Origin of the sequence: Kitasatospora sp. NPDC127116, from assembly GCF_042677365.1 — a bacterium.
Taxonomy (GTDB): domain Bacteria; phylum Actinomycetota; class Actinomycetes; order Streptomycetales; family Streptomycetaceae; genus Kitasatospora; species Kitasatospora lactacystinica.
In genome coordinates, this window is the sequence record NZ_JBHXTL010000013.1 from 99,062 (window position 1) to 108,339 (window position 9,278).

Consider the following 9,278-nt stretch of genomic DNA (forward strand, 5'->3'; position numbering starts at 1 on the left):
CCTCCGGGGGGGGGGGGTGGTGTTGTTTTTGTTGGGGGGGGCGTCTGGGGGGGGGGGCACGGGGGGCCGTGCCGCCGCGGGGCCCCCCGCCGGCGAGGGGGACCGGCGCATCGAACGCGCCGCCGGGCTGCAGTGGCCGGTCGACGAACTGGTGCTGCACCTGGACAGCGGCCGCTACGAGCACGCCGTCGGCATGCTGGACTATGCCGGCGACGAGGCGCCTGCGGCGGAGTCCGCCGCAGCGATTCAGACGTGCCGCAGCCGGGGTCTCACAGAGGTCGCGGATGCTCTCCTGCGGAAGGTCGGCAGTCGGCCCGACCGGTTCGTCCTCGACGTGGTCGGCCACCTGATGGACGTCGGCAGCCACGCGGATGCCCGGGCCCTGATCGGCTGCAGCGCACACGCGGCGTAGACCGTCCTGGTCCCGGTCTGCTACCCCGGGCCACACCATGCTCCGCGTCCCGGGCGAACCCGGCTCCGTTTTGGCCCGGCTGCACGTCGCAGGCCCGTAACGGCCGCGTGAGCGGGTGGCGGAACGGAGCAACCACTGACCTCAGTCACAAGCTTTAGCCTTCCGGGGCCTGGGTGTCTGGTGGTGGGAAGGCCGAGTACGTCGAGAAGGCGCTGGCCGGTCTCGGTGAACTGGGACAAGGGGCCCTGGGCGGTCGGTCGACGGTCGTCGAGGGCGGAATCGCGGGCCAGCGCGGCGGGTGAGGGTGGCCGGGGAGAGCTGGAAGTGCCGCCAGCGGGCGAGCTGCCCGCGGTACGTGACCTCGAGCAGGTCCGGCTTGTGCCAGGCCACGAAGCACCAGTGGCCGTCGTCGTGGCAGGCCCAGGCACCGACCGGGCCCGCCAGCCCGGTGCGGCCGAGGGCGCCCAGAGCGGCTCTGCTGGAGCTGGACCAACTGCCCCGGACAGACAGCAGGTTGGGAGCGTGTCGTCGTGCAGCGGTGTCCGTCCGGTCGTCGAGTTCCGGACGGTCTTGGCCACCGAGTCCTGGAGAAGTTGGTTGGCGAGCTCCAGGACGTGGTCCGGTTCCACCGTGACGCCGAAGCGCCCGGCCAGCTCCGGTGTGACGTACCCCCCGATCCGCTCCTCTGTCGCGGCCAGGAGCAGCTCGGCCAGCGCCGAGGCCAAGCCGCTTGTATCGGCCGGTCTCGGCCTCGCTGACGGCCTGGTACTCCAGTATGGTCAGCACCAATGCCGCCAGCGACGCTGCCGCTTCGGCGTCCTCCTGCGGGAGCCGGTATGGGTCGAGCCGGTCCAGCGGGGCGGTCACGTCGGCCAGCAGGGCTTACCAGGACCGGTCGTTGGCCGGCTACGCGTCCTTGGCCAGGAAGTCGAGCAGCACCCGGACCAGCAGCAGCCTCGGGACGAGCGACAGGTCGGCCCGAGCCCGTCGTAGCCATTCGGCCATCTTCTGACGGCGAGCTTGGAGGGATTCCTCGGTGTCCTCGGGCGGCCCGTCGGCCGGGGGCTGTTCCTCGGTCTCGGCGGTGTCGTCCTCCAAGCCGGCTTCCTCCTCGGGGGTGAAGACCTCGAACCATGAACTCCCGACCGGATCGGCCTCTGATGCGTCTGACTCGGTCGCGTACTGCTCGGGCGCCCCGCCCGGGGGCCCGTCGACGGCCTGCCGTCCGAGGGCGAAGAGGGTCACCGGCAGCCCCGGTTCGCCCGTCCCGGAGCCGGAAGCGGCCGGTGCCCTCGAGCGGGTCGGGGAGGCGCCGGGGGAGGGTTCGGGCCGGGCGTCGAGCAGGCTGCGGACGAGTTCCTCCAGCAACGAGCGGTGACGGAAGAGGTCTCCGGGCTGGCGAGGTCCGGGCTCGCGCTGTTCGGCCGCCGGCCGCTGGACGGTCTGCACGACATCTGTCACCGGGACGAGATCCGGGCTACCCAGGATGCCTACCCGGCTGCCCGGTTCGGCGTCCACCGGGAAGCAGAGCTCCGTGGCCCCGGTCGGCACGGCACCCAGGGCTGTCCACTCCTCGGGCGGCCGGCTGTACTGGAGATCCGCAGCTCGACGTCCCGCTCGGCGGCCCGAGCTAGCCAGACACGCACCCCGCCCTGCTCGCGGGCGGCGCCAAGGAGCCGGGGAAGGCGGACGGGCGGCGGATCCTCGGCGGCCCGCCGCGGCGCGGCGAGGTGCTCGACGGTCTCCGGGGCGACCGGCTCCCAGGGAGGTGCGAGCGACCGGTCGACCGGCCAGATCACGCCGATCTCGCAGTTGCCCCCGTCCGGTACCGAGCGCAGCAGGGCGGCGGCGGAGAGGTTCGGACTGCCGGTGAGCGCCCAGCGCTGCCCGTCGACGACCCACTCGATCAGCTTGCCGTGCCGGTACCGGTCGTCGTACGGGCTCTTGCGGGCCTCGCGCCGCAGCTCGCCACTGTGCTGCCGCGGGAGCGCGGCCACGGCCGGCCCGTCCAGCTCGGTGCCGTGATCCTGATAGCAGACCGTGAGCCGACGCGGCTTCAGGGTACGACGAGCCTCTTCAGTGCCTTGGCACCGGGGTCCTGGAAGGGCGCCTAGACGGTCAGCTCCGCCACCGGACCCTCGGGCAGCTGCTGGATATCGGCCGGTGCAGTGAGGAGACGAAGCGGGTCTGCGGCTCGACCGCCAGGGCGGCCGCGACGCGCTGGTCCAGCAGCTCGGCCGTGCGGTGCAGGGCGGTGGCGAGGGGTGGCATCAGCCCGCTGTGCTTCCACCTCACACCCGGCCAGGCCGGAGACGCACCCACCTTCGAACACGTCATGGCCGCCCTGCGCGCGCCCAGGCCGGTCGGACGGCCCCGCACCCGACCCGTCGTGGTCCTGGGCGACCGGGCTACTCGTCGAGGGCCAGCCACGAGCACCTGTGCCGACGGAGCATCCGCGCGGTCATCCCGCAGCCCGCCGACCAGATCGCCAACCGTAAACGCAAGGACATCCCGTTCCTGCCCTTCAAGGAATGGCGTGTTCCATGCCAGAGTTCGGCTGCTGATCAATCTGCCGTTTCTGCGCATCTCTGCCCGCGGATATTCACCGCCCCGCTACACTCGCCACCTGACGAGGGCAAACGGCGAAATGCTGCCCAGGTATTCGGTGTGCCGACGTGTCGGCAGGTCTCGTCCCGGACCCGGATGGCAGGGCCTCTCGCAGGACGTCCCCCGGCATTCCAGTCCGTGAAAGTGCTGGAAACTGACGGGCCGCTGCTTCCTCCGCGCAGGCCCGGCTCTGCGTGTCCAAGGAGCTGCGAACGCATGTCCCCATCGGCCTCCTCCCTCCGCGCCAACTGGAAGTACGACGTGCCGACGCAGGGCAGTACGCGCCTGCCGCCGGACGCCGGGTACGCGAAGGCCTTGACCAATCAGGGCTACAGCTTCGAAGCAGCGGTCGCCGACCTTGTCGACAACTCCATCGACGCCGGCGCGGACGCGGTCGTGGTGCACTTCCTACGCGACGCCGACCGCATAGTCTCGCTGCTGGTCCTGGACAACGGCCGGGGCATGGATGCCACCGGACTCGACAGCGCGATGACTGTCGGCCGCCGCCGCGACTACGGCAGCAGTGCCCTCGGCATGTACGGCACCGGCCTCAAAGCCGGTTCGCTGTCGCACGCCGAGTCCCTCACGGTGATCAGCCGTACCCGGCGCAGCGCGCCCGCAGGACACAAGATCACCCACGAGGGCATCGAGGACGGCTTCCGCTGCGACACCGTCGACCCCCGGTTCGCCCAGCAGCAGATCGATGTCTACGACGGCCTGATCGAATGGCAGGGCACGATCGTGCGCTGGGACAACGTGCGGGCCTTCGACACCGTCGCCCCGGGGCAGAGCGAACAGTTCCTCTCCAAGGCGATATCCCAGCTTGAGACGCACCTGGGCCTCTACCTGCACCGCTTCCTCTCCCGCGGCCTCTCGCTCGACATCGCTGTCTGGGACGTGTCGACCGGGGACGAGACCGACCACATCAGCGTCGATCCCCTGGACCCCTTCGGCTACAAGGTGCCCGGCAAGCCCGGCTACCCGAAGAAGTTCCTCGCCCCGGTGAAGGGCGTCGGCGAACTAGCCCTCGAAGCCCACATCTGGCCCGCCAAGTCCGGCCACGCGGGCTTCCGCCAGATCGGGCCCCTCCAGGAGCGCCAGGGCTTCTACTTCTACCGCAACGACCGCCTCGTACAGGCCGGAGGCTGGAACAACCTGCGCGCCAGCGAGAGCCACCTGGTGCTGGCCCGCATCGCCGTGGACCTGCCCCAGGACTCGGACGGGGTATTCAGCCTCACCGTGAAGAAGGACGGAGTCGAGGTCACCCCTGCCTTCACCCACGGCGTCGAGCAGGCAGCCGACTCCGAGGACAGCCCGTTCAGCGCCTTCCTCGCCGACGCCGAGGCCGCCTACCGGGAGGGCGCCTCACGCTCGACTATCGAGAGGGCCCCGGTGATCGAGCCGGGCAAGGGTTTCGACCCCATGGTCAAGCGCGCCGTGCGGGAGGAGCTCCCCGTCAAGTCAGCAGAGGACCCGATCCGTGCAGAATGGGTCCCCCTTCCCGAGGACAAGTTCTTCGACCTGGACCGCGACAGCCACGCCATCCTCCTCAACAAGGCCTTCAGGGAAGACTTCAACGACGGCCGGCGCGGCGGCTCCAACGACGCCCCCGTGACGAAGACCCTGCTCTACCTGCTTCTCCAGGACTGCTTCGGGCTCGGCCGCTGGGAACGAAAGCGGGCAGACCGCATCGACTACTGGAACAGCATCCTGCTGGCCTCGGTGCACGCCCAGCGCGAACGCCGTTACCGCCCCAGCTCCTGACCGCTCCTGGCCGAACCGAGGGACACGACGTGACCGACATACTCCTTGAGATCCACACCGCAGTCCTGAACGGGATGGCCACCAGCCCCCGCCACTTCGCGAAGACGGCAGAGCTCGCCGCCGAGGATGACTTCCCGGGCGCCGACCTCGGCGAGGAGGCCTTCCGCACCCGCCTCGCCGAGGACGGCCTGTACGGCGGGGCACTCACCGCACTGTGGTCCCGCGCACTGACCGCCTGGGACTTCTCCGAGAACCCCCGCTGGTCACCCGACACCGAGCCCCGCACCGACGAACGCCGCACCGCAGCCTACGAACGCCTCCGCCTCGGCGACGACCTCCGCAAGGCCCTCGACACCGCCGTCCCCCTCGCCCGCGCCGCAGGCGCCGTCGTCATCGCCCGCGAACACACCCCCTGGTACACGCCGGAGCGCGCCGCCTCCCGCGCCTTCTACTGGCCCGCCTACGAACGCAAGCTCCGTGAGAAGGGCTGGAGCGACGCCGCCGTCGCGAGCCTGGACGAAGCGAGCCGAGCCGTCGTCGAAAGACTCACCGACCCCGAGCAGAGCGCGGCCCGCCAGGTCAAGGGCCTGGTCGTCGGCTACGTGCAGTCCGGCAAGACCGCCAACTTCACCGGCGTCACCGCGAAGGCCATCGACGCCGGATACCGCCTGGTCATCGTCCTCGGAGGAACCCTCAACCTCTTGCGCGCGCAGACCCAGCGTCGCCTCGACATGGAACTGGTCGGCCAGGAGAACATCCTCCGCGGAGCCGACCCCAAGGACGTCGACACCCTAGTCGGAATCGACTATGCCGGCGACGACGCCGACTGGGACGTCTTCGTCAAGCACGGAGCCCGCCCCTCCATGCTGCGGGCCTTCGACATCGAACGCCTCACCACCCGCGACAACGACTACAAGAGCCTCGCGCAGGGCATCCGCGTCCTGGAAGTCGAGAAGCGCGACCACACCCTCCCCCTCCACGACCCGGCCAACCTGCACCACGCGGCCGCCCGCATCATGGTCGTCAAGAAGAACAAGGCCGTCCTGACCAAGCTGGTCAAGGACCTCAAGCAGATCCGCGGCATCCTCGGCGAACTGCCGACCCTCATCATCGACGACGAGTCCGACCAGGCCTCCGTCAACACCACCGACCCCAAGAAGTGGGAGAAGGGCTCCACCGAGCGCACAGCCATCAACGGCCTGATATCCGAGCTCCTCGCCCTCCTGCCGCGAGCCCAGTACGTCGGCTACACCGCAACCCCCTTCGCCAACGTCTTCATCGACCCCGGCGACACCGAGGACATCTTCCCCAGCGACTTCCTCATCTCCCTCCCCCGCCCCCACGGGTACATGGGCGTCCAGGACTTCCACGACCTCGAATCGCCGCTCGACCCCGCAGAGCGCACCACCGCCAACTCCCAGCAGGAAGCCCATGTCCGCGGTATCTGGGACCACACCGGCGACCGACTGCAGGAAGCCATGGACAGCTTCCTCCTCACCGGGGCACTGAAGCTTTACCGCGCCGACCACGGCGTACCCGACGGCCCCTTCCGCCACCACACCATGCTCGTCCACCAGTCCGTCCGCACCGACGACCACGCCGAGCTCGCCCTGCGCATCAACACCATGTGGCACCAGGCCGGCTACACCTCCGCAGAAGGCCACGCCCGCCTCGCAGGCCTGTGGGCCGCCGACTTCTCCCCCGTCTCCCGGACCCGCGCCGCAGACCTGCCCAACCCCGCCGCCTACGACGAACTGCGCCCCTACATCAGCCGTGCAAAGCAGCTGATCGGCAAGGGAGGCAACCCCGTTGTGGTCGTCAACGGGGACTCGGACCGCTACTTCGCACAGCTGGACCTCGACTTCGACCGCACCCCCAACGTGTGGAAGATCCTCGTGGGCGGCACCAAGCTCTCCCGCGGCTTCACCGTCGAGGGCCTCACCGTCACCTACTACCGGCGCACGACCCGCCAGGCGGACACCCTCATGCAGATGGGCCGCTGGTTCGGGTTCCGCCCCGGCTACCGCGACCTCGTGCGCCTGTACATCGGACGCGAGGAGCCCATGACGAAGACCTCGACCGCGGACCTCTACGAGGCATTCGAGGCGATCTGCCGGGACGAGGAGGTCTTCCGCGAGCAGCTCGCCCAGTACGCGGTGCTCGTCGACGGGAAGCCCCAGGTCATTCCCGCCCAGGTCCCGCCGCTCGTCGCGCAGCACCTGTCCTGGGTCAAGCCCTCGGCCCGCAACAAGATGTTCAACGCCGAGCTCGTCGAGATACGCTCCCCGGGCCGGCCCATCGAGCCTGCGGCCTACCCCCTGAGCGCGAAGGCCCTGGAACGCAACACCGAACGGTGGCGCCCCCTGCTGCACGCCCTCGCCTCGCATCCTGCCGCCTTCACCGTGCCGGGCGACGGCCACGATGGGCCAGGGCGCTCCTTCTCTGCGCTGACAGCACGCGTCAGCCACTCCAGGCTGCTGGCTGTCCTCAGCAGCCTGGAGTGGGAGCACGAAGGCCACTTCCGGCCGCACCTGCACTACCTTGCACAGCTCGACGGCCGCCTGGCGACCGTCGAAGACTGGCTCCTGATCGCCCCCCAGCACTCCCAGAGCACCCGGATCGACGCATCCGTAGCGGGTTCGGTGCCGATGTCGCTCGTCCGCCGCAGCCGACAGGAGGGCAAGCCCTCCTTCAGCCGCATCGCCGGCGTCGAGCACCAGCAGCTGGCGAAGCGGCTGATCGAGGCGGCCGCTGACCCGGCCGCCGAACCGGGCGACGATGCGGGCCCGCGGACCGGTGTGGCACTGCTTTACCCGGTCGTTGAGGGAAAGACCGAAGCGGACGTGGCGGCCGCGGTCAGCCGAGGCGAGGCCGACCCGTCCAAGGTCGTCGTGGCATTCACCCTCATCCCGCCGAAGTCCGCCACCGACTCCACCCGGCGCCTCCTCCGCTTCCAGGCCAGGGACTCCCGCCACCGCGACAGCGCGATCGTCGAGGCACCCGCCGACTGACAGCGAGCAACGTGGTGCCTGCCGAACGGCCCATCAGAGCGGCAGGCACCACGCGCGGCCATCCGACGGGCACGCGCAAGCCCACGCGTAGGCCAGGTAAGACTGGACGGAAGCGCGTATCAGGCGTCGGTCGGCACGTTGCCGGAGGCCGTATCGGCGTTCCAGCCGGCCAGGCTCGGCAGGGCCTAGTAGTACTTCGTTAGGTTGATTTGATCTTGGCGGTCGTGGCGGTGCATGCTGCCGCCTGTGGATCTTGGTGCGGTAGAACGGCTTCGCGTCCCTGGCACGCAAAGACCAGCGCCGGCAGAGTGACTGCTACCTGCGCGGGCTGATGCTGGATGGGCGGCGCAAGTCGATCCAGCCGATGGCCGAACGGCTGCCGGACGGGAACATGCAGGCGTTGCAGCAGTTCGTCAGCCAGTCGCCGTGGGACCACACGCCGGTGCTGCGACAGATCGCCGGGAAGATGACCTCCGCCATCGCACCCGAGGCGTGGGTGATCGACGACACCTCGTTCCCGAAAGCGGGGGACCAGTCGGTGGCGACCTCCCGGCAGTACTGCGGCGCACTCGGCAAACGCTCGCCCTGCCAGGTCGGCGTGAGCGTCCACGCCGTCACCGACCGGGCCTCCAGCCCGTTGTCTTGGCGGCTGTTCGTGCCGCCGGACTGGGACGACCGCGACGACGTGCGCCGGCGACGCACCGGTCTGCCGCCGGAGGTCGGGCACGTCGAGAAATGGCGGCTGGCCATCGATGCTCTCGAAGAGTTGATCTCCTGGGGGCTGGCCCCGCGGGTCGTGGTCGCCGACGCGGGCTACGGTCAGTCGGCGGCCTTCCGCCATGCCCTGCGCTCACGGGATCTGGACTACATCGTGGCGGTGCGCGGAGACGAGACCGCGCACCGCCACGAAGCGGAGCCCGAGGCGCCCGCCTACGGCGGCGCCGGGCGCAGGACACTGCCCCGCTACCGCACGGATTCCGTCGCTCTGCGCGAACTCGCCGCCGCGGGCGGGTATCGGGCGTTTCGGCAGGTCACCTGGCGCCAGGGCAGCCATGGGGCAATGCGCTCGCGGTTTCACGTCCTGCAGGTGCGGCCCGCAGGGAAGATCCCCTGGGCACTCGCCGCCGCCGATGCGGGCGGCGGCGAGTCCTGGGACGGCGTCCTGCCCGCCGAGACCCTTCTGGTCGAGTGGCCGCCCGGCAAGGAAGTGCCCACCGACTACTGGATGACCAACCTGCCACCGGACACGGCGATCCGCCGTCTTGTGTGCCTGGCCAAGATCCGCTGGCGCATCGAGCGCGACTGCCGCGAGATGAAGCACGGCCTGGGCCTGGACCACTTCGAGGGCCGCACCTGGCGAGGCTGGCACCATCACGTCACCCTCGTCACCGCCGCCCACGCCTTCCTCACCCTCCGGGGGCTCGGCCCCAAAGTCGAGGGCCCCGCCTGTCCGTGTTACCAGTCCGGGACCCCCTACACGGCCG

At 70.1% G+C, this 9,278-nt stretch carries 7 protein-coding genes; 4 read left to right on the plus strand and 3 right to left on the minus strand.

The window, feature by feature from the left end; translation table 11 throughout:
- The coding region (locus ACFVHV_RS08670; RefSeq protein WP_380350001.1) for a hypothetical protein at window positions 1-412 on the plus strand (412 nt) is incomplete at its 5' end.
- A 906-nt stretch (window positions 413-1,318) separates the two neighbouring features.
- Here ACFVHV_RS08670 and ACFVHV_RS08675 read toward each other — a convergent pair.
- From ACFVHV_RS08675 to ACFVHV_RS08685, 3 genes are all read right to left on the minus strand, one after another.
- Window positions 1,319-1,873 (minus strand): hypothetical protein, encoded by a 555-nt coding sequence (locus tag ACFVHV_RS08675; protein WP_380350004.1) that lies wholly within the window; start codon window positions 1,871-1,873, stop codon window positions 1,319-1,321.
- A gap of 29 nt (window positions 1,874-1,902) precedes the next feature.
- Window positions 1,903-2,409, minus strand: coding sequence for a hypothetical protein (locus ACFVHV_RS08680; protein ID WP_380350007.1), 507 nt, complete (start codon window positions 2,407-2,409; stop codon window positions 1,903-1,905).
- Window positions 2,410-2,530: 121 nt separating this feature from the next.
- Window positions 2,531-2,683 carry a hypothetical protein gene (locus ACFVHV_RS08685; protein ID WP_380350010.1) on the minus strand — a complete coding sequence of 51 codons (153 nt, stop codon included), beginning with the start codon at window positions 2,681-2,683 and terminating at the stop codon, window positions 2,531-2,533.
- Between the two features lie 552 nt (window positions 2,684-3,235).
- Here ACFVHV_RS08685 and ACFVHV_RS08690 point away from each other — a divergent pair.
- The 3 genes from ACFVHV_RS08690 to ACFVHV_RS08700 all read left to right on the plus strand — a co-directional run.
- Entirely contained in the window at window positions 3,236-4,783 is a 1,548-nt protein-coding gene (locus ACFVHV_RS08690; protein WP_380350013.1) for an ATP-binding protein, read from the plus strand.
- Window positions 4,784-4,812: 29 nt separating this feature from the next.
- Window positions 4,813-7,794: a Z1 domain-containing protein gene (locus ACFVHV_RS08695; RefSeq protein ID WP_380350016.1), complete on the plus strand. Its 2,982-nt coding sequence runs from the start codon at window positions 4,813-4,815 to the stop codon at window positions 7,792-7,794.
- 280 nt (window positions 7,795-8,074) lie between these two features.
- Window positions 8,075-9,278, plus strand: a 1,204-nt coding sequence (locus tag ACFVHV_RS08700) for an IS701 family transposase (RefSeq protein WP_380350059.1), incomplete at its 3' end; no start/stop codon positions are given.